The 19,145-nt window shown below is 63.7% G+C and carries 21 protein-coding genes; 8 read left to right on the forward strand and 13 right to left on the reverse strand.

Annotated features, from left to right (window positions below; all coding sequences use genetic code 11):
* Positions 1-107 precede the first annotated feature (107 nt).
* Positions 108-1,673, forward strand: a complete 1,566-nt coding sequence (locus ACZ9C1_RS08465) for a hypothetical protein (protein ID WP_457377833.1) — start codon at positions 108-110, stop codon at positions 1,671-1,673.
* Positions 1,674-1,749: 76 nt separating this feature from the next.
* Here the strand turns inward: ACZ9C1_RS08465 and ACZ9C1_RS08470 are convergent, their stop codons facing one another.
* Positions 1,750-2,610 carry an AraC family transcriptional regulator gene (locus tag ACZ9C1_RS08470; protein ID WP_457377832.1) on the reverse strand — a complete coding sequence of 287 codons (861 nt, stop codon included), beginning with the start codon at positions 2,608-2,610 and terminating at the stop codon, positions 1,750-1,752.
* A 298-nt stretch (positions 2,611-2,908) separates the two neighbouring features.
* On the opposite strand from ACZ9C1_RS08470, the gene dkgB reads away from it, so the two are divergent.
* Together dkgB and ACZ9C1_RS08480 are read left to right on the forward strand one after the other, a co-directional pair.
* Entirely contained in the window at positions 2,909-3,712 is an 804-nt protein-coding gene (gene dkgB / locus ACZ9C1_RS08475; protein WP_277504810.1) for a 2,5-didehydrogluconate reductase DkgB, read from the forward strand.
* A gap of 58 nt (positions 3,713-3,770) precedes the next feature.
* On the forward strand, positions 3,771-4,952 hold the full coding sequence (locus ACZ9C1_RS08480) for an MFS transporter (RefSeq protein ID WP_457377831.1): 1,182 nt from the start codon (positions 3,771-3,773) through the stop codon (positions 4,950-4,952).
* Between the two features lie 72 nt (positions 4,953-5,024).
* On the opposite strand, the gene ahpF is transcribed toward ACZ9C1_RS08480, so the two are convergent.
* From ahpF to ACZ9C1_RS08515, 7 genes are all read right to left on the reverse strand, one after another.
* Positions 5,025-6,587, reverse strand: a complete 1,563-nt coding sequence (gene ahpF / locus ACZ9C1_RS08485) for an alkyl hydroperoxide reductase subunit F (RefSeq protein ID WP_457377830.1) — start codon at positions 6,585-6,587, stop codon at positions 5,025-5,027.
* Positions 6,588-6,724: 137 nt separating this feature from the next.
* Positions 6,725-7,288: an alkyl hydroperoxide reductase subunit C gene (gene ahpC, locus ACZ9C1_RS08490; protein ID WP_023631141.1), complete on the reverse strand. Its 564-nt coding sequence runs from the start codon at positions 7,286-7,288 to the stop codon at positions 6,725-6,727.
* 257 nt (positions 7,289-7,545) lie between these two features.
* Positions 7,546-8,901 (reverse strand): glutathione-disulfide reductase, encoded by a 1,356-nt coding sequence (gene gorA, locus ACZ9C1_RS08495; protein WP_102682875.1) that lies wholly within the window; start codon positions 8,899-8,901, stop codon positions 7,546-7,548.
* A gap of 273 nt (positions 8,902-9,174) precedes the next feature.
* Complete coding sequence (gene galU, locus ACZ9C1_RS08500) at positions 9,175-10,014, reverse strand: UTP--glucose-1-phosphate uridylyltransferase GalU (RefSeq protein WP_023631140.1); 840 nt, start codon at positions 10,012-10,014, stop codon at positions 9,175-9,177.
* Positions 10,015-10,246: 232 nt separating this feature from the next.
* Complete coding sequence (locus ACZ9C1_RS08505) at positions 10,247-11,161, reverse strand: c-type cytochrome (protein ID WP_139670275.1); 915 nt, start codon at positions 11,159-11,161, stop codon at positions 10,247-10,249.
* Positions 11,158-11,808 carry a c-type cytochrome gene (locus ACZ9C1_RS08510; protein ID WP_102682877.1) on the reverse strand — a complete coding sequence of 217 codons (651 nt, stop codon included), beginning with the start codon at positions 11,806-11,808 and terminating at the stop codon, positions 11,158-11,160. Before ACZ9C1_RS08510 ends, ACZ9C1_RS08505 begins: the two co-directional genes overlap by 4 nt.
* Positions 11,809-11,953: 145 nt before the next feature.
* Positions 11,954-12,313 (reverse strand): hypothetical protein, encoded by a 360-nt coding sequence (locus tag ACZ9C1_RS08515; protein WP_023631137.1) that lies wholly within the window; start codon positions 12,311-12,313, stop codon positions 11,954-11,956.
* Between the two features lie 161 nt (positions 12,314-12,474).
* Between ACZ9C1_RS08515 and ACZ9C1_RS08520 the strand changes: the two genes are divergently transcribed.
* The 4 genes from ACZ9C1_RS08520 (at position 12,475) to ACZ9C1_RS08535 (ending at position 14,664) form a co-directional block, all read left to right on the forward strand.
* Complete coding sequence (locus ACZ9C1_RS08520; RefSeq protein WP_046855131.1) at positions 12,475-12,777, forward strand: DUF1883 domain-containing protein; 303 nt, start codon at positions 12,475-12,477, stop codon at positions 12,775-12,777.
* A gap of 7 nt (positions 12,778-12,784) precedes the next feature.
* Positions 12,785-12,955, forward strand: a complete 171-nt coding sequence (locus ACZ9C1_RS08525) for a hypothetical protein (RefSeq protein ID WP_173862430.1) — start codon at positions 12,785-12,787, stop codon at positions 12,953-12,955.
* 35 nt (positions 12,956-12,990) lie between these two features.
* Positions 12,991-14,064: an NAD(P)H-dependent flavin oxidoreductase gene (locus ACZ9C1_RS08530; protein ID WP_102682878.1), complete on the forward strand. Its 1,074-nt coding sequence runs from the start codon at positions 12,991-12,993 to the stop codon at positions 14,062-14,064.
* A 90-nt stretch (positions 14,065-14,154) separates the two neighbouring features.
* Positions 14,155-14,664 carry a cysteine hydrolase family protein gene (locus tag ACZ9C1_RS08535; RefSeq protein ID WP_476253868.1) on the forward strand — a complete coding sequence of 170 codons (510 nt, stop codon included), beginning with the start codon at positions 14,155-14,157 and terminating at the stop codon, positions 14,662-14,664.
* 85 nt (positions 14,665-14,749) lie between these two features.
* Here the strand turns inward: ACZ9C1_RS08535 and ACZ9C1_RS08540 are convergent, their stop codons facing one another.
* The 4 genes from ACZ9C1_RS08540 to ACZ9C1_RS08555 form a co-directional block, all read right to left on the reverse strand.
* Complete coding sequence (locus tag ACZ9C1_RS08540; RefSeq protein WP_102682880.1) at positions 14,750-14,887, reverse strand: PA0050 family protein; 138 nt, start codon at positions 14,885-14,887, stop codon at positions 14,750-14,752.
* A gap of 49 nt (positions 14,888-14,936) precedes the next feature.
* On the reverse strand, positions 14,937-15,080 hold the full coding sequence (locus ACZ9C1_RS08545) for a PA0050 family protein (protein ID WP_023630030.1): 144 nt from the start codon (positions 15,078-15,080) through the stop codon (positions 14,937-14,939).
* 219 nt (positions 15,081-15,299) lie between these two features.
* Positions 15,300-17,498 (reverse strand): OsmC domain/YcaO domain-containing protein, encoded by a 2,199-nt coding sequence (locus ACZ9C1_RS08550; protein WP_476253869.1) that lies wholly within the window; start codon positions 17,496-17,498, stop codon positions 15,300-15,302.
* Positions 17,499-17,627: 129 nt separating this feature from the next.
* A complete protein-coding gene (locus tag ACZ9C1_RS08555) occupies positions 17,628-17,972 on the reverse strand; it encodes a hypothetical protein (protein WP_023630028.1) in 345 nt (114 codons plus the stop codon).
* Positions 17,973-18,267: 295 nt separating this feature from the next.
* On the opposite strand from ACZ9C1_RS08555, the gene ACZ9C1_RS08560 reads away from it, so the two are divergent.
* The gene (locus tag ACZ9C1_RS08560; RefSeq protein WP_198755517.1) at positions 18,268-18,948 is read left to right on the forward strand and encodes a phytanoyl-CoA dioxygenase family protein; all 681 of its coding nucleotides are present in this window, start codon (positions 18,268-18,270) and stop codon (positions 18,946-18,948) included.
* Here the strand turns inward: ACZ9C1_RS08560 and ACZ9C1_RS08565 are convergent.
* Positions 18,935-19,138: a DUF1289 domain-containing protein gene (locus ACZ9C1_RS08565; RefSeq protein WP_023631435.1), complete on the reverse strand. Its 204-nt coding sequence runs from the start codon at positions 19,136-19,138 to the stop codon at positions 18,935-18,937. The two genes, ACZ9C1_RS08560 and ACZ9C1_RS08565, sit on opposite strands and share 14 nt — an antisense overlap.
* Positions 19,139-19,145 lie beyond the last annotated feature (7 nt).

Below are 19,145 nucleotides of genomic sequence, written 5' to 3' on the forward strand. Positions count from 1 at the left end.
GACGACCAGTCCGGATAGGCCGAGGGAAAATCCGAACATTCACTCAGGTTTGCTGATGGCATGCCGATATCAGGGCATATCCTTTTCACTCCGCAAGGAAAGCGAAGATGAGCCCAATCACCTCGGCACTGCGATTCACGCCGATCCAAACTCCACCCGCTCCCGCGCCGAACCTGATCGTTCGCCAGCCCACGAGCGTCGCCAGCGCCCCAGGCACCCAGGTCATCCTGGGCCAGGACACCCGCATTCCCGACAGTGAGACCTACACCTCGCGAGGCACGCTGGACAGCGCGCAGCCCAGCTACACCTGGGAACAGGACGGGCTGGACAAGCTGAGCATGTACATGTTCAGCGCGGTCAAGTCGTCCTCCACCGCCGCCCGCTTCCAGGGCCTGGGCAGCGCCCTGGTGGAGCAGCTGGCGGCCAGCGGTGGCCAGCGCGTCTCCCAGTCGGCCTTGCAGGTCAACGAGACCGACACCACCCCGCTGAGCCTGCAGCAGACACGCCTGCGCGAGTTCGCCAGCAATACCGTCACCCTCAGCCTCACCACCGCCTCCGGCGCCACGGTGAAACTGGCTTTGTTCAACGGTGAGCGGGGCCTGGCGGTCGACGCCGAAGTCCAGGGCGGCGAGCTCAACGCCGGCGAGCTCAAGGGCCTGGCTGCCCTGGCCGACGGTTTCCAGTCGGCGATCAATGGCTTGACCCGGCAACCGCCGAGCCTGCAGCTCGGCTCGCTGGTCAAGCTCGATCCGAGCCTGTTCAGCGGCCTGCAAATGAATGCCAAGCTGGACTTGCCCAGTGGTGGGCAACAGACCTTCGACCTGCGCCTGGACGGCTCCACCCGCAGCCTGAAACTCGATGGCCCGAGTGGCCAGGTACAGCTGGACCTCGACTCCCAGGGCGGCGCGCTGCTCGGCGGCAAGGCCCAGCGCCAGGCCGCCCTGGACAACTACCTGACCCAGTTCGACGAGGCGCAGAAGCGCGGCAAGGGCGATGCTCAACTGACCTCGCTGCTCAAGGATGCCTTCAGCCAACTGAACAGCATCGACGACAACAGCCCGCGCCCGGCGGGCCATAACGACGCGGTGAACTCCTACAGCCGCGCGTTGCTCAGCGGCCTGGCCGACTTCAAGGCCTCGATCGTGCAACCGTCCAGCCGCCCGAACGCGCGACGCCTGGATGAGGAAGACCGCTTCGCCTACCAGGTGTCGCAATCGACCTCGACCAGTGGCCAAGGCACCACCATCGCCCGTCAGCAACGCCAGGAGGCCAAGCTGGATGCCGCCTGGCATTCGAGCCTGTCGTCTGCTGCCAAGCTCACCGAAGCGGATCCGTTCGACGAAAAGAACTACCGTTACCACACACTCAGCGAAACGGCGAGCAGCACCACCGAACTGTCGTTCGTCGACAATGTGCTCAAGGAAGCCAAGGCCACCCAGGAGGCCACCAGCACCAAGCGCGTGCTGACCTACGAGGGCGGCAAGCTTGAGTCCGATGTCAGCACGCCCGAGTCGGTGAGCCGCTCGCGCAACCTGCTGAACCTGCTCGACGATCTGTTCAAGACCGATGAGAAGGCCCGGCGCAACGGCAGCCAGTACGACCTCGACGCGCAACTGGCGGCCCATGCCGGGCTGTGGCAGTTGCAAACCGACCCGGCGAAGATCCGCGACTGACCAAGGCGCCGCCGCGCAGATAAGCCCCCCCTGCAAGGACTGCGGAAGCGGGCTCATCTGCGCGCGGCCTTGGCGCTCAGCGTAATGGCACGTAGATATCCGTCTGCCATTGTTCCAGCGGCGTCTGCGGATAGATGCTCAGGTAGTGGAAGAACAGCGGATGATCGCGCAGCTCCTCGCCACTGCCGGGTAGCCAGTCGCGGTAGATCGGGTAGATCGTCTCGCCGATGTGGTCCGGAGAGCCGACATGGCGCACCACTGCGCAGCGCCCCGCGGGCAGGCTCGACTCACAGACGCCTTGAGCGTTCGGCGCCACGGCCTCATGGATTTCCCCGCAGATGGCAAAGCGGAAGTCTTCCGGCGCGGTAGTGTCCGGATTGTTGTAGGGAATGCCGAAGCTGCGGCTGCTGGCCACGGGCGACTGCCCGCTGCTCATGCGCCAGTCGATGAACCGGCGCACGGTTTCGCTGACCTGGCTCGGCGGCCCCCGATGTTCGAGCGCGGCAAGGCGCACGGCGGCGAAATCGACGATTCGTACCTGCATGGTGATGCTCCTGGAAAAATGAGGAATGGCAAACACCGTATTCCATACCTGCCAGTCCGGCCGCCGGCGAAACGCGCTGGGCGCACGCCCGAAGGCCCGTCGAAACGCCCGGCTGAACGCTTCCGGACTTTCGAAGCCCGCCGCCAGCGCCGCGTCCAGCACCGAGTGTTCGGGCTGCCCGACCAACCGATGCGCGGCACGGCGCAGGCGCATCAGCTGCACATAACGGGCAACCGGGACGCCCACATAGGCACTGAACTGGCGGTGAAAATGAAACGCCGAAAAATGAGCCACGGCGCTCAAGGTTTCCACCGAGAGGTCACCTTCGAGGTTGTCCTCGATATAGGCCAGTACGGTCTCGAACCGTTGCTGGTAAAGGGCATTGACTGACAAATCAGGCTGCTCCTGGAAATACGGCAGGCCACAGCTTCGTCGATCCAGCCATGGCCACGCCTAGCCGCACTTGCTCAATCACAACATCCTCCGGTAACGCTGGCCTGACTGCGATTATCGGCCCGGCCGGTCTTATCCAGCGTATCCCTCCGCGGGTGAGCGCCATTATTGTCACGCACCGATCACAACCCAACCCTCCATTCATGACTCCAGCTCAAAGGACCTTGGTTTGTCGAGGCCTTAATCAATTCCGCCGAACCCTGCACACTGCACTCATTCACTCGACAGGAGCACATTCATGAGCATTCCATCCTTTGGCCTTGGCACATTCCGCCTCACCGGCCAGGCCGTCATCGACTCGGTCAGTGCGGCGCTGGAGCTGGGCTACCGCGCCATCGACACCGCGCAGATCTACAAGAACGAGGCCGAGGTCGGCCAGGCTATCGCCGCAAGCGGCGTGCCGCGCGACGAGCTGTTCATCACCACCAAGATCTGGGTCGACAACTACGCCGCCGACAAACTGATCCCCAGCCTGCGCGAGAGCCTGACCAAACTGCGCACCGAGCATGTCGACCTGCTGCTGATCCACTGGCCGGCGCCCGGCAACGGCGTCGAACTGCCCGAATACATGCAGGCCCTGGCCGAGGCCAAGCGCCAGGGCCTGACCCGCCAGATCGGCATCTCCAACTTCAATATCGAGCTGACCCGCCAGGCCATCGCCGTGGTCGGCCAGGGGGAGATCGCCACCAACCAGATCGAGCTCAGCCCGTATCTGCAAAACCGTAAGCTCACCGGCTTCCTCGCGGAACAAGGCATCGCCACAACCTCCTACATGACCCTGGCCTATGGCAAGGTCCTGAAGGATCCGCTGCTGGCGCAAATCGCCGCCAAGCACAAGGCTACCGTGGCCCAGGTGGCCTTGGCCTGGGCATTGCAACTGGGCTACGCGGTGATCCCTTCATCAACCAAGCGCGAGAACCTGGCCAGCAACCTGCTCGCCCAGAGCCTGCGCCTGGACGCCGACGACATGGCGCGCATCGCCACCCTGGAGCGTGACGGCCGTGAAGTCAGCCCAGACGGCCTGGCGCCGGCCTGGGACTGATATCCTTCGGGCATATAGGCCCACCTCCCTGATTTCAAACGCTTTTTCGGAGCTCCCAATGAGCACGCTTTCCCCCAAACGGGTGCTGTTCGCCCTGGCCATCGGCGCCTTCGGCATCGGCACCACCGAGTTCACCCCCATGGGCCTGCTGCCGGTGATCGCCGATGGCGTCGGCGCCAGCATTCCCAGCGCGGGCATGCTGATCACCGCCTATGCCATCGGCGTCATGGTCGGCGCGCCGATCATGACCTTGCTGTTCAGCCGCTTCGGCAAGCGTGCCGCGCTGATGATGCTGATGGGCATCTTCACCCTCGGCAACCTGCTGTCGGCACTGTCGCCGGACTACTACACCCTGCTTGTCTCGCGCCTGATCACCAGCCTCAACCATGGCGCCTTCTTCGGCCTGGGCGCGGTGGTGGCCGCCAGCGTGGTGCCCCGGGACAAGCAGGCCAGCGCCGTGGCCACCATGTTCATGGGCCTGACCATCGCCAACATCGGCGGCGTGCCGGCCGCCACCTGGCTCGGCCAACAGGTCGGCTGGCGCATGGCCTTTGCCGGCACCGCGGTGCTCGGCCTGCTGGCCATCGCCGCACTGTGGTATGCGCTGCCCAAGGGCGAGCGCGGCAACGTGCCCCATGTCCGCAAGGAGCTGGCAGTGATCGCCCGTCCCAACGTGCTGCTGGCCATGGCCACCACCGTGCTCGGCGCAGGCGCCATGTTCACCCTGTACACCTATGTCGCCCCGGTGCTCGCCGAACTGACCGGCGCCTCCGCCAGCTTCGTCACCCTCGGCCTGGTGCTGATCGGCGTCGGCTTTACCCTGGGCAACAGCCTGGGCGGCAAGCTGGCTGACTGGTCGCTGGACGGCGCCGCCAAGATATTCCTCGGTGCACTGGCAGCTATCATGTTGCTGATGCCGCTGGTGCTGGGCAGCCCTGTCGGCGCTGCGCTGGCGCTGTTGGTCTGGGGGATGTTCACCTTCGCCGTGGTTCCGCCGCTGCAGATGCGGGTGATGATCGCCGCAGCCGAAGCGCCGGGGCTGGCGTCGTCGATCAACGTCGGCGCGTTCAACCTGGGCAATGCCGTGGGCGCGGCCCTGGGCGGCGCGGTGATCAGCCTGGATCTGGGCTACGCGGCGGTGCCGATGGCCGGCGGCCTGCTGGCGGCGGCCGGGTTGCTGCTGGTGTGGCTGGGCGGGCGTGGCAAGGCCACCGACGCGGTCTTGGGCAAACCGGCCTGAGACAGGCGACACCCACTAAAACGCCGCCATCCCCGAGGGATGGCGGCGTTTTTGCGTTGCACCCGCAGGCGGTCAGGCCGGGGCCGAAGTGCGGATCAGGTGATCGAAGGCGGCCAGCGACGCCTTGGCGCCCTCGCCCACTGCGATGACGATCTGCTTGTACGGCACCGTGGTCACGTCACCGGCAGCGAACACACCCGGGATGCTGGTCTGGCCCTTGGCGTCGACGATGATCTCGCCGCGCGGCGACAGCTCCACGGTGCCCTTGAGCCAGTCGGTGTTCGGCAGCAAGCCGATCTGCACGAAGATGCCTTCCAGTGCCAGGTCGTGCAACGCATCGGTGGCGCGGTCCTTGTAACGCAGGCCGGTGACCTTCTCGCCATCGCCGAGCACTTCGGTGGTCAGCGCGCTGGTGATCACCTTGACGTTCGGCAGGCTGTGCAGCTTGCGCTGCAGCACGGCATCGGCACGCAGCTGGCTGTCGAACTCGATCAGGGTCACCTGGGCAACGACACCGGCCAGGTCGATGGCCGCTTCCACGCCGGAGTTGCCGCCACCGATCACCGCCACGCGCTTGCCCTTGAACAGCGGGCCATCGCAGTGCGGGCAGTAGGCCACGCCGCGAGCGCGGTATTGCTGCTCGCCCGGCACGTTCATCTCACGCCAGCGGGCACCGGTAGCCAGGATCACCGTCTTGGCCTTGAGCGAGGCGCCGCCGGCCAGGCGCACTTCGTGCAGGCCGCCGTCGGTGGCCGGGATCAACGCTTCGCCGCGCTGCAGGTTCATGATGTCGACATCGTACTGCTTGACGTGCTCTTCCAGGGCCGTGGCCAGCTTCGGCCCTTCGGTCTCCTGCACCGAGATGAAGTTCTCGATGGCCAGGGTGTCGAGCACCTGCCCACCGAAACGCTCGGCAGCAACACCGGTACGGATGCCCTTGCGCGCAGCGTAGATGGCCGCGGCAGCACCGGCCGGGCCACCGCCGACCACCAGCACGTCGAAGGCGTCCTTGGCATTGATCTTCTCGGCCTGGCGGGCACCGGCATTGGTGTCGATCTTGCCGAGGATCTCTTCCAGGCCCATACGCCCCTGGCCGAACACTTCGCCGTTCAGGTAGACGCTCGGCACCGCCATGATCTTGCGGCTTTCCACTTCATCCTGGAACAGCGCACCATCGATGGCCACATGGCGCACGTTGGGGTTGAGCACCGCCATCAGGTTCAGCGCCTGGACTACGTCCGGGCAGTTCTGGCACGACAGCGAGAAGTAGGTTTCGAAGGTGAACTCACCTTCAAGCGCCTGGATCTGCTCGATCACTTCGGCACTGGCCTTGGAGGGGTGGCCACCGACTTGCAGCAGCGCCAGCACCAGGGAAGTGAATTCGTGGCCCATGGGGATGCCGGCAAAGCGCAGGCTGATGTCGGCGCCCGGGCGGTTCAGCGAGAACGAAGGCCGACGGGCGTCGGTGCCGTCCGCGGCGAAGGTAATCAGGTTCGACAGGCCGGCGATTTCCACCAGCAGGTCGTGCAATTCGCGGGACTTCGCGCCGTCGTCGAGGGAAGCAACGATCTCGATCGGCTGGGTGACCCGCTCCAGGTAGGTTTTCAGTTGCGATTTAAGCGTGGCGTCCAACATACGGGCGATTCCTTTTTCAAAACTCGGATACAAAAACGCCCAGGCGAGATCGCCCGGGCGTTTTTACGGGGCGGTAACTGCTTCAGCTTTGGCGGCTGCCTACCGCCCGCGATTGGCGCATGATCAAAGGCTTCGCTTTAGATCTTGCCGACCAGGTCCAGGGACGGTGCCAGAGTAGCTTCGCCTTCTTTCCACTTGGCCGGGCAGACTTCGCCTGGGTGCGCGGCGACATACTGGGCAGCTTTGACTTTACGCAGCAGCTCGGCAGCATCGCGGCCTACACCACCGTCGTTCAGTTCGACGATCTTGATCTGGCCTTCCGGGTTGATCACGAAGGTACCGCGATCGGCCAGGCCGGCTTCCTCGATCAGCACGTCGAAGTTGCGCGAGATGACGTGGGTCGGGTCACCGATCAGCGGGTACTTGATCTTGCCGATGGTGTCCGAGGTGTCGTGCCAGGCTTTGTGGGTGAAGTGGGTGTCGGTGGACACGCCGTAGATTTCCACGCCCAGTTTCTGGAACTCGGCGTAGTTGTCGGCCAGGTCGCCCAGTTCGGTCGGGCAGACGAAGGTGAAGTCGGCCGGGTAGAAGAATACGACGGACCACTTGCCTTTCAGGTCGGCTTCGCTGACCTGGACGAACTCGCCGTTGTGGTAGGCGGTGGCGTTGAACGGTTTGACCTGGCTGTTGATGATAGGCATGAGAGACGCTCCTTCATGGATTGAATTTCAATGGGTTGAAATCAGTTGACGGAGAGAATCCTAACCGTTGGTCCCGTTAAAGGCTCATTGGCAAAGCTCATGCTCGCGATTGGTTTTGGCTATAAGGCGCGATTATTAATAGAAGGGATTGGGCTGAGCAAAGGATTGCGCGGGGTCAAAAGCATCGCGGGGCAAGCCCGCTCCCACGCCCGGCGATAACTGGCGTGGGAGCGGGCTTTGCCCCGCGATAAGACGTATCAGCGAGTGACGGTACGCATGGTCACGAACTCTTCGGCGGCGGTTGGGTGCACGCCGATGGTCTCGTCGAACTGCTGCTTGGTCGCGCCGGCCTTCAGGGCGATCCCCAGCCCCTGGATGATTTCACCGGCATCCGGGCCGACCATGTGGCAGCCCAGCACCTTGTCGGTCTCGGCATCGACCACCAGCTTCATCAAGGTCTTCTCCTGGATGTCGGTGAGGGTCAGCTTCATCGCCCGGAAGCGGCTCTCGAAGATCTGCACCTTGTGCCCGGCGGCCAGCGCCTGCTCCTCGGTCAGGCCCACAGTACCGATCGGCGGCTGGCTGAACACTGCTGTCGGGATGTTCTGGTAATCGACAGGGCGGTACTGCTCAGGCTTGAACAGACGTCGGGCCACGGCCATGCCTTCGGCCAGGGCCACCGGTGTCAGCTGCACCCGGCCGATCACATCACCGATGGCAAGGATCGATGGCTCGGTGGTCTGGAACTGCTCATCGACACGGATGAAACCACGCGGATCCAGCTCCACCCCGGTGTTTTCCAGGCCCAGGTTGTCCAGCATCGGCCGCCGCCCGGTGGCGTAGAAGATGCAATCGGCCACCAGCTCGCGACCATCCTTGAGGGTAGCCTTGAGGCTGCCGTCGTCGAGTTTGTCGATGCGCTGGATATCGGCGTTGAACTGAAGATCCATGCCGCGCTTTTCCAGCTCTTCCTTCAGGTGCGTGCGCACCGAGCCGTCGAAACCGCGCAGGAACAGGTCGCCGCGATACAGCAGCGTGGTAGCAGCGCCCAGACCCTGGAAGATACCGGCGAACTCAACGGCGATATAGCCGCCACCCACTACCAGCACGCGACGTGGCAATGCCTTGAGGTAGAAGGCTTCGTTGGAGGTGATCGCCAGCTCCTTGCCGGGGATGTCGGGCACCTGTGGCCAGCCACCGGTGGCGATCAGAATGGTGGCCGCCGTGTAGCGCTGGCCCTCGACCTCCACTTCATTGGCGCCGGTGATCCGGGCATGTCCCTGCAGCAGGGTGACGCCACTGTTGACCAGCAAGTTGCGATAGATGCCGTTGAGGCGCTCGATCTCGCGGTTCTTGTTGGCGATCAACGTACCCCAGTCGAAATGCCCCTCCTCGAGGGTCCAACCGAAGCCGGCGGCCTGTTCCAGCTCGTCGGCCACATGGGCGCCGTACACCAGCAGTTTCTTCGGCACGCAGCCGACATTGACGCAGGTGCCCCCCAGGTAACGGCTCTCGGCCACCGCCACCTTGGCACCGAAGCCCGCGGCGAATCGCGCCGCGCGCACACCGCCGGAACCGGCGCCAATCACGAACAGATCAAAATCGTAGGCCATGCATTCAGTCTCCTAGGCAGGCGCCCAGCATAGCGCCGTTACCTGCCACAGACAAAAAAGCCACCCCGAGGGGCAATGCCAGTCAGTTAAGCGTTAGGGGCCGCTTTGCGGCCCATCGCCGGCAAGCCGGCTCCCACAATTGCTGCGCAGTACTCAAGAATTGCGCGGTCCCTGTGGGAGCCGGCTTGCCGGCGATGGGCTGCAAAGCAGCCCCAGTGACGCTAACTAACAAGTATTACCCCGAGGGGTGGCTTCTGGACCTGCCGGGCGAACTCAGTACGCCTTGCCAGTCTTGTAGTAGTTCTCGAAGCAGAAGTTGGTCGCGTCGATGTAACCCTCGGCGCCACCGCAGTCGAAACGCTTGCCCTTGAACTTGTAGGCGATCACGCAGCCATCCTTGGCCTGTTGCAGCAGGGCGTCGGTGATCTGGATCTCGCCGCCCTTGCCAGGTTCGGTGTTGGCGATGATGTCGAAGATGTCCGGAGTCAGGATGTAGCGACCGATGATCGCCAGGTTCGACGGTGCGTCTTCCGGCTTCGGCTTCTCGACCATGTTGGTCACGCGGTAGATGTCGTCACGGATCATTTCGCCGGCGATCACACCGTACTTGTTGGTTTCCTGCGGGTCGACTTCCTGGATGGCAACGATCGAGCAGCGGTACTGCTTGAACAGCTTGACCATCTGGGTCAATACGCCGTCACCTTCCGGGTTGACGCACAGGTCGTCGGCCAGCACCACGGCGAATGGCTCGTCGCCGATCAGCGGGCGGCCGGTCAGGATCGCGTGGCCCAGGCCTTTCATTTCGGTCTGGCGGGTGTAGGAGAACGAGCACTCGTCGAGCAGGCGACGGATGCCGACCAGGTACTTCTCCTTGTCGGTGCCCTTGATCTGGTTTTCCAGCTCGTAGCTGATGTCGAAGTGGTCTTCCAGGGCGCGCTTGCCACGGCCGGTGACGATGGAGATCTCGCTGAGGCCAGCGTCCAGCGCTTCTTCAACGCCATACTGGATCAGTGGCTTGTTGACCACCGGCAGCATTTCCTTGGGCATGGCTTTGGTAGCGGGCAGGAAGCGGGTGCCGTAACCGGCTGCCGGGAACAAGCATTTCTTGATCATATACGTCCTTAACAAGGGCTTTGCGTACGAAATTCGGCGCAGTCTAATCAGGCGGCGGTCACCTTACAATGCCCCCCGCGCTGGCCGATGCCATCATAGAGATATTCCAGTGTAGATAGTTCCTGAAGGCCGTGAATTTTAAGCGCCTGGCGGCGTCATGGCGGGACGGGCCCGCGCCCACGATCATCCCTTGCCGGGCGTGGGAACGGGCTTGCCCCGCGAGGGTTTCAGCTCAACCGCCGATCCCCTGCCCGATCAACACGCCATCGACTTTCTGCCCATACAGGTTGACCCCGTCATTGGCATGGAACTTCAGCCGGGTCTTCTCGATCGAGCCTTCGACCAGGCGCGGATCCTGCGGCCGCTCATGGCGATTGATCCAGGCTGCCACGTCCCAGGCCTGCTGGTCACTGAGGCTGCCGGGCTTGCCCAACGGCATGTTGTACTTGATGAACGACGCCGCCGTGTTGATCCGGTGCATGCCGGCGCCCCAGTTGTACGAGTCCTTGCCCCACAGCGGCGGCATCACGTACTCCCCGGCCACCTTCTGCCCTTCGCCGTTGCCGCCGTGGCAGATCGCGCATTGTTCGTCATACACCTGCTTGCCGCGCTTGAAGTCGTAGCCATCCTTGGGCTTCGGCACTTCCGGATAGCCGCGACCGGCGATCTCCACCCCCGTCGGCGCCTGGGTCGACAACCAGTAGGCATACACACTCAGCGCGGTCATCTGCGGGCTGTCGGCCGCCGGCGGCTTGCCGTTCATGCTGAAGCTGAAACAGCCCTGGATGCGTTCGGCGAAGGTGTTGACCTTGTCGTTTTTCTTGCGGTACGCGGGGTACATCGGATAGGCGCCCCAAAGCGGCGCGGAATGGAACAGGCGGCCCTGGTCGAGGTGGCAGTTGCTGCAGTTCAGGCCATTGCCGACGGCTTCGGGCATCAGCCTGCGGGTATCGACGAACAGCGCATGCCCTTCGCGGACCATCTTGCCGAAGGCGTTGTCCGGGATGGCGCTTTCCGCGGGCGGCACGAATTGCGGGGCGGCCTGCACGCCCGGCACCTTGAGCTGGGACTGGTCTTCCATGGCAATAGGGGCGGCCTGGGCAGTGCCCATGGCCAGCAGCAACAGGGTTGGCATAAGGGTCTTCATGGCTTGACCTCCTGGCTTGCCGGCTGTGCGAAGTAGTCGGCAACTGCCTTGACCTCGGCATCGGTCATCGCTTTGGCGACATCCACCATCAGCTGGTTGGGGTCGTTGCTGCGGCTACCATCGCGCCAGGCGTTGAGCTGTGCCACCAGGTAGCTGGCCGGCTGCCCGGCCAACGGCGGGAAGTGCTCGCCGACACCGCTGCCACCCGGGCCATGGCACTGCACGCAACCGGGAATCTTGCGGCTCCAGTCGCCGTAGATGGCCAGGCGGGCCACCGGATCGGTGGTGATCTGCTGACGCCGCGTGTCAGGTGCGGCATCGGCCGGCAGCTTGGCCAAATAGGCGCTGATCGCTTCGATTTCGGTATCGTCCAGGGCCTTGGCCAGCGGCTCCATCACCGCCTGCTTGCGGCTGCCACTGCGAAAGTCCTGCAATTGCTTGCTCAGATAGCCGGCGGGCAGGCCGGCAAGGCGGGGAAAGCCGGCGGCGGCGATGCCTTTGCCGTCCGCGCCATGGCAGCCAAGGCAGGCCATGGCGGCGGGATTCTGCCCGCCCTGGTTGAAGATTTTCTGGCCGTCGGCAGCGTGCGCCGAGGGCCAGGCCAAGATCAGCAGGCTGCCGATCACGACATGGCTCAGGGGTTTCATCACGGAGGCTCCATTTCCTTGTTATAAGCTTAGGCTCAAACGATATAAGCCCAGAAATACTAGGCCTATTCCCCGGCCTGCGACAACGTGCCGCCGGGAAGGAAAATGGCAATACGCCAGCTAATTGCCGATTAACTGAGCTGGATCAAGAACCAGAGATGCATTGGGTGGCGGCCGTGCGCACATCGCCCAGGCGCAGCGGGAAGTTGTTCAACCGCTCGTAGACCTTGATCGCGCTGCCGCTGCCGCGCTTGTCGATATCGAGCAGCGCCGCCGGGCCCACGCCAGCCGTCAGCTTCTGCGGCACGGTCAGGCGCAGGTTTTCACCACGCACCTCCTCTTGCAACGGATCGCGCGTTTCAGCCAGCTTGCGCTTCACGCAGTCGGCGTATTCACGTGGCGTCTTGCCAGAGATCACGTCCAAGGTGGCGTGGGACTGCTCGAGTTCCGTCACGCTGACACAGCCTCCCAATGCCAGCACCGCTGCCGCTACTACCCATTTCATGCACACACTCTCCAACTTCAAAGTCATCCTCTGACCACGTCCAGGCGTTTTTGCTCCCACGTCTGGCGGAAATCTCCTTGGCTTGGTCAGCCCGGGCGCAAGTGTAACCTCACATCGTGATATCTTTCGCGTTTGCAGAAACAATCCTTGCGGAGCGCCCCATGAAATTCGTACACCAGCGCGAACACCTGAACGAGGACGACATCGTCGTCATCGAGTGTTCCCAGCGCTGCAACATCCGCCTGATGAACGACGCCAACTTCCGCAGTTTCAAGAATGGCGGCCGGCATACCTACCACGGCGGCCACTTCGAGAAATTCCCGGCGAAGATCACCGTACCCAGCACCGGTTTCTGGAACATCACCATCGACACCGTGACCACCCGCCCGATCTCCGTGACGCGCAAGCCAACCCTGACCCACAAGATCAAGATCATTCGTCGCTCGTCGTCGAAACTCGGATGAGACCAGCATGACCCAGACCATCAAGTACGTGATCAAGTACAAGCTCGACGGCGAACGCCGCTGGGATTTCGCCCTGATGACCGACGCCTCCATGGCGCAGGCGCAGGAAGCCCTGCGCAAGATCCATGGCGACGACGCCGACAAGATCAGCGACATCCAGGTCAGCAAGGCCCTGTAGCCACTCTGGATCCCACCGCACTCAAGGAGTCGCCCATGAGCACCTGGCCAGACCGCCGCATCCTCGACCTGCTGAACATCGAGCTGCCTATTCTCCAGGCGCCCATGGCCGGCGCCACCGGCTCAGCCATGGCCATTGCCGTCGGTCATGCCGGAGGCCTGGGCGCCCTGCCCTGCGCCATGCTCTCCAGCGAGCAGCTGCGTGGCGAGATCGAAGCCTTTCGCAGCGCCTGCCAGGGTCCGCTCAACCTGAACTTCTTCTGCCACCAACCGCCGGCGCCAGACCCCGAGCAAGACGCTCGCTGGAAACAGGCGCTAAAGCCCTTCTACGAGGAAGTCGGCGCGGACTTCGAGGCGCCGACGCCGGTGTCCAATCGCGCGCCCTTTGACGAACAAAGCTGCAAGCTGGTGGAGGAACTGCGCCCGGAAGTGGTCAGCTTCCACTTCGGCCTGCCAGCGCCGGCGCTGCTGGAGCGGGTCAAGGCGGCAGGTGCCAAGGTGCTGTCCAGCGCCACCACGGTGGAGGAAGCGATCTGGCTGGAACAGCATGGCTGCGACGCGATCATCGCCATGGGCTATGAAGCCGGCGGCCATCGCGGCATGTTCCTCAGCAGCGACATCACCAGCCAGATCGGCACCTTCGCCCTGGTGCCGCAGATCGTCGACGCGGTGAGCCTGCCGGTGATCGCGGCAGGCGGCGTGGCTGATCACCGCGGCCTGCTTGCCGCCCTGGCCCTGGGCGCCTCGGCGGTGCAGATCGGCACCGCCTACCTGTTCTGCCCCGAGGCCAAGGTGTCCCCAGCCCACCGTCACGCCCTGGACAGCGCCTCCGCCAGCGATACCGCGCTGACCAACCTGTTCACCGGCCGCCCGGCCCGCGGCATCAACAACCGCCTCATGCGCGAGCTAGGCCCGATGAGCGCCCTGGCCCCACGCTTCCCGTTGGCCGGCGGCGCGCTCATGCCGCTGCGCGCGATCAGCGACCCGCAAGGCAACAGTGATTTCAGCAACCTGTGGGCCGGGCAGGCGTTACGCCTGGGAAGGCACCTGGGTGCAGAGAAACTGACCCGCGAAATTGCAGGTGAGACCCTGAAGCGGCTTGTCCGGTGAACGCGACACGTTCATAGAATGCCCCTTGCCGCAAAAACCGGCGTGCGGCGGTATACTCGCCAGCCTTCGAACCTCGCCCGGAAAACCGCCATGCAGCAAGTCCTGCTCATCGTCGATGTGCAATCCACCTTCAGCCCCTCCGAGAAACTGGTGGATGGCATCCGCGTGCTGTCGGCGCATATCCCCACCATCGCCTCGGTCGAGCTGCACGACGAGCAGGTCACGCCTTTCCAGCGCCAGCTCGGTTGGCACCCGGCCAGCAAGGACGTGGCCCTGGTCGAGGCGGACAAGGTGTTCGTCAAGCATGGTTACAGCCAGACCGCCGAGACCCTCGACCACATCAAAAGCCTCGGCGTCGAACGGGTGCTGGTCTGCGGGCTGCAGACCGAGACCTGCGTGCTGGCCGCAGGTTTCGCCCTGTTCGATGCAGGCCTTACCCCGACACTGGTCACCGACCTGACCATGGGCTCTTCGCTGGACCGCTCCGGGCAGTTGGGCATCGACCTGTGGAAGCACCATTTCGGCCACGTCACCACTGCCGCCGAGGTACTGGCCGGGCTGCACGATCATCGAGATGTTCCAAGCCCCTGGAACACGTAGTGATCGCTGCGCAACCAGCCCGGCCTGGGTTTCGCCCGTTATCCGTCGCGCAAGCTCGCGCCTGTCGTCTCAGACGGCCATGGGATCAAGGGCACTCGCAGGTGGAAGGCCCGAACACAGGTCCCGCGCAAGGATCTTCGCCCGGGCCGAACACCGGGCACGACGCCTGGGCCGTCACGGAAAAGCCCCACAGCAGCAGTACAGCCAACATGACTTTCTTCATGGGTAAACTCCTGGTCAATGATTGATTCTTCCCTGCACCTTCGCGGTGATCAGCGCTCGCACACGCAGGTCGTCGGGCCCAGCACCGGGCCGGCACAAGGGTCCTCCCACGGCCCCAGCACCGCGCAATCGGCCTGCGCCGTCATCGAGCACATCCACAGCAGTATCGCGCCTGCCAGCATTTTCCTGTTCATCCAACCCTCCTTGGGTCTATCCCTGACAATCCTTCCCCGACGGGCGACAACCGCTCGCCGGGCCCGCAACAGCTAAGACCAACCCTGTTCAGTGCGCAACTGTGGTGCATCGTCGCAGCTGGAGGTCGGTAAAGCGCAAAGGATTAAACGCGAACCGTGCAGGACGCTGACCGAAAAAGAAAGGGCCGCTTTACGCGGCCCTTGACATTCAAGACGTGATCAGTTGTACAACCCAGCCGCCCTCGCCCGTGCGGCATGCAGCTTCTTGTAGCTCTCGACCAGGCGCAGGTGGCGGTCCAGCCCCTCGAGCTTCATGCTGGTCGGGGTCAAGCCATGGAAACGCACGCTGCCATCCACCGAGCCCAGCACCGCGTCCATCCGCTCGTTGCCGAACATGCGACGGAAGTTGGCCTCGTAGTCGGCCATCTCCAGCTCATCGTCCAGCACCACCTCCAGCACCACGTTCAGCGCCTGGTAGAACAGCCCGCGCTCGACGGTGTTGTCGTTGAACTGCAGGAACATCTCGACCAGTTCCTTGGCGTCCTCGAAGCGCTGCAGCACCAGGTGAATCAGCAGTTTCAGCTCGAGGATGGTCAGCTGGCCCCACACCGTGTTGTCGTCGAACTCGACACCGATCAGTGTGGTGATGGTGGTGTAGTCGTCCACATCGGCATTGTCCAGACGCTTGAGCAGCAGCTTCAGCGAACGGTTGTCCAGCTTGTGCAGGTTGAGGATGTCGGCACGGAAACCCAGCGCCCGGTTGGTGTTGTCCCAGATCAGGTCCTCGACCGGGTAGATCTCCGAATAGCCCGGCACCAGGATGCGGCAGGCGGTGGCGCCGAGGTCGTCGTACACGGCCATGTACACCTCCTTGCCCAGGTCCTCGAGGATGCCGAACAGCTTCTGCGCCTCCTGCTGGTTGGAGTCCTCGCCGTGGCCCGAGAAGTCCCACTCGACGAACTCGAAGTCGGCCTTGGCGCTGAAGAAGCGCCACGACACCACGCCGCTGGAGTCGATGAAGTGCTCGACGAAGTTGTTCGGCTCGGTCAGCGCGAGGCTGTCGAAGGTCGGCTGCGGCAGGTCGTTCAGGCCCTCGAAGCTGCGGCCCTGAAGCAGTTCGGTGAGGCTGCGTTCCAGCGCCACCTCGAAGCTGGGGTGGGCACCGAACGAAGCGAACACGCCGCCGGTGCGCGGGTTCATCAGGGTCACGCACATCACCGGGAACTCACCGCCCAGCGACGCGTCCTTGACCAGCACCGGGAAGCCCTGCTCCTCCAGCCCCTGGATGCCGGCGACGATGCCCGGGTACTTGGCCAGTACCTCCTGCGGCACGTCCGGCAGGCACAGCTCGCCTTCGAGGATCTCGCGCTTGACTGCCCGCTCGAAGATCTCCGACAAGCACTGCACCTGCGCCTCGGCCAGGGTGTTGCCGGCGCTCATGCCATTGCTCAGGTACAGGTTCTCGATCAGGTTGGACGGGAAGTACACCGTCTCGCCGTCCGACTGGCGCACGAACGGCAGCGAGCAGATACCGCGCTCCTTGTTGCCCGAATTGGTGTCGTACAGGTGCGAGCCGCGCAGCTCGCCGTCGGGGTTGAAGATCTCAAGGCAGTAATCATCGAGGATCTCGGCCGGCAGCGCGTCCTTGGGCCCAGGCTTGAACCACTGCTCGTTGGGGTAGTGCACGAACGCGGCGTTGGCGATGTCCTCGCCCCAGAACTGGTCGTTGTAGAAGAAGTTGCAGTTCAAGCGCTCGATGAACTCACCCAGAGCCGAGGCCAGCGCCGCTTCCTTGGTCGCGCCCTTGCCGTTGGTGAAGCACATCGGCGACTGCGCGTCGCGCACGTGCAGCGACCAGACGTTGGGCACGATGTTGCGCCACGAGGCAATCTCGATCTTCATCCCCAGCTCCGCCAGCAGGGCAGACATGTTGGCGATGGTCTGCTCCAGCGGCAGGTCCTTGCCGGGGATGTAGGTGGTGGTGTCCGACACCGGCATCAGCAATGCCTGGGCGTCGGCGTCGAGGTTGTCGACCTCCTCGATGATGAAATCGGGGCCGGTCTGCACCACTTTCTTCACGGTGCAGCGGTCGATGGAGCGCAGGATGCCCTGGCGGTCCTTCTCGGAAATGTCCTCGGGCAGCTCGACCTGGATCTTGAAGATCTGGTTGTAGCGGTTCTCGGGGTCGACGATGTTGTTCTGCGACAGGCGGATATTCTCAGTCGGAATATCGCGGGTCTGGCAGTACAGCTTGACGAAGTACGCCGCGCACAGGGCCGACGAGGCCAGGAAGTAGTCGAACGGCCCCGGGGCCGAGCCGTCGCCTTTGTAGCGGATCGGCTGGTCGGCGATCACCGTGAAGTCGTCGAACTTGGCTTCGAGACGGAGGTTGTCGAGAAAATTGACCTTGATTTCCATGCGAGGGGGTACCAGGAAGCGGGGCGGAAAATGGCGGGTATTATCCGGGATTCGCCGGTGAATGTCTTGGCATACCGCCGGACGAGCCGCAACGGGTCGCGCGGGCCTCTTTCATGGCTTCGCCAGCCCCTACTCCGCCCGAAAGCTCCACACGATCTCGACCACCCGCGAAGCCAGTACCAGGTAAAGCAAACACAGGATCACCTGCAGCGCCGTGTGATAAGGCAGCTTGGCCAGCCGGTGCAAGGTATCGCTGACGTTCAGCAGCAACAACAGTGCCGATACCAGGATCAGCCCCCAGCCGGTAAAACTCGACACCCACAAGCCCAGCAGGATCTGCTGGTCACCGTGAATCGCCTCGGTGCCTGCGGCGAACAGCAGCGCGCACACCAGCAGGTTCTTCAAGTTGTCGAACACCTTGGCACTGAGGTCGGCGTCGAGCAGTGCCAGGTACTTTTGCCAGAGTCTGCGCATGGGCCTCTCCCACGGATACAGGTGATGTACGCAAGTCTAGGCTCTGTACGAAATGTATCTGCACTCGCCCATACTGCGTTGAAACGGGGCTCGGAATGCTCATGTACTCCAGTACAGTCGGGCGCGACCCCGGCCGTTCCTCCCCCCGTTTCGCCTTGTCTGGCCTTCGCGCAGACACATTTCGTACAGACCCTAGAAGTGATTGGCCAAGTGCACGCTACCGTGGCGCTCGCAAAAGCCGACCAGGCTCACTACCCTTGGCCAACACACGACTGACAGGGATAGCGGGAGTGCCATGCCCCATCACCAACAGCTCCACCAGGCGGGCTATGCCCTGCTCCGCCAAGCGATCCCGGCACAATGGCTGGACGAGCTGCGTCGGGTGTTCGAGGCCGGGGTGAAACCCTCGGAGGACTGGCCGGTGCCCCGCGCCGAGGACTGGCGTCATGCGCACCTGGATGGCGCAGCAGCGGTCCAGGCCGTTTGCCGCTTGCCGCACGTGCTGGCAGCGGTTGGCGCGTTGATCGGCGAACGGTTCTTCCTCTACCAGGTCGAGGGGCGCGCCCCCGTTGCCGGGGGTGGCCATCAGCGGCTGCACCGTGACCTGTCGGCGCAGCGCCCGGGCGACACGGTGGGGGTGATGGTCTACCTGGATGATTACGGCCCGGACAACGGTGCCACCCGTATCGTCCCCGGCAGCCATCGACCTGCCCCGCACGCGCCACCTTTCGACTTCAGTGATGAATCACGCAGCGTCCAGCTTGCCGGGCGAGCAGGCGACGCCCTGGTGTTCGATGTGGACCTGGTACATGCTGGCAGCCTGAACGTCAGCGGTGCACCGCGTCGCGCGCTGCTGATCGGTTATGCCGCCGACCCGCTGTATGCCGTATTTGAGGAAACCGCGCATCTGCGTGGCGTCCAAATGGACACGCACGAACGCTTCGAACCCTCGGACTACCCGTTCACGACGCCATGACCTGGCGCTTGGCGTTCTTCTTGACGATAGCCTTCATCCGCGCCGCCGCGCGCTGCACGGTCGCCATCTTCTCCGGGCGCTTCATGCCGCGCCATTTGCGGATCTCGTCCCGGGTCCGGCCACAGCTGACGCACAGCTCGCTGTTGAGCTGGCAAAGCGAGATGCACGGATTGTCGATGTCTTTGGCCATGGGGTAC

It is taken from the genome of Pseudomonas sp. TE21435 (assembly GCF_056279265.1).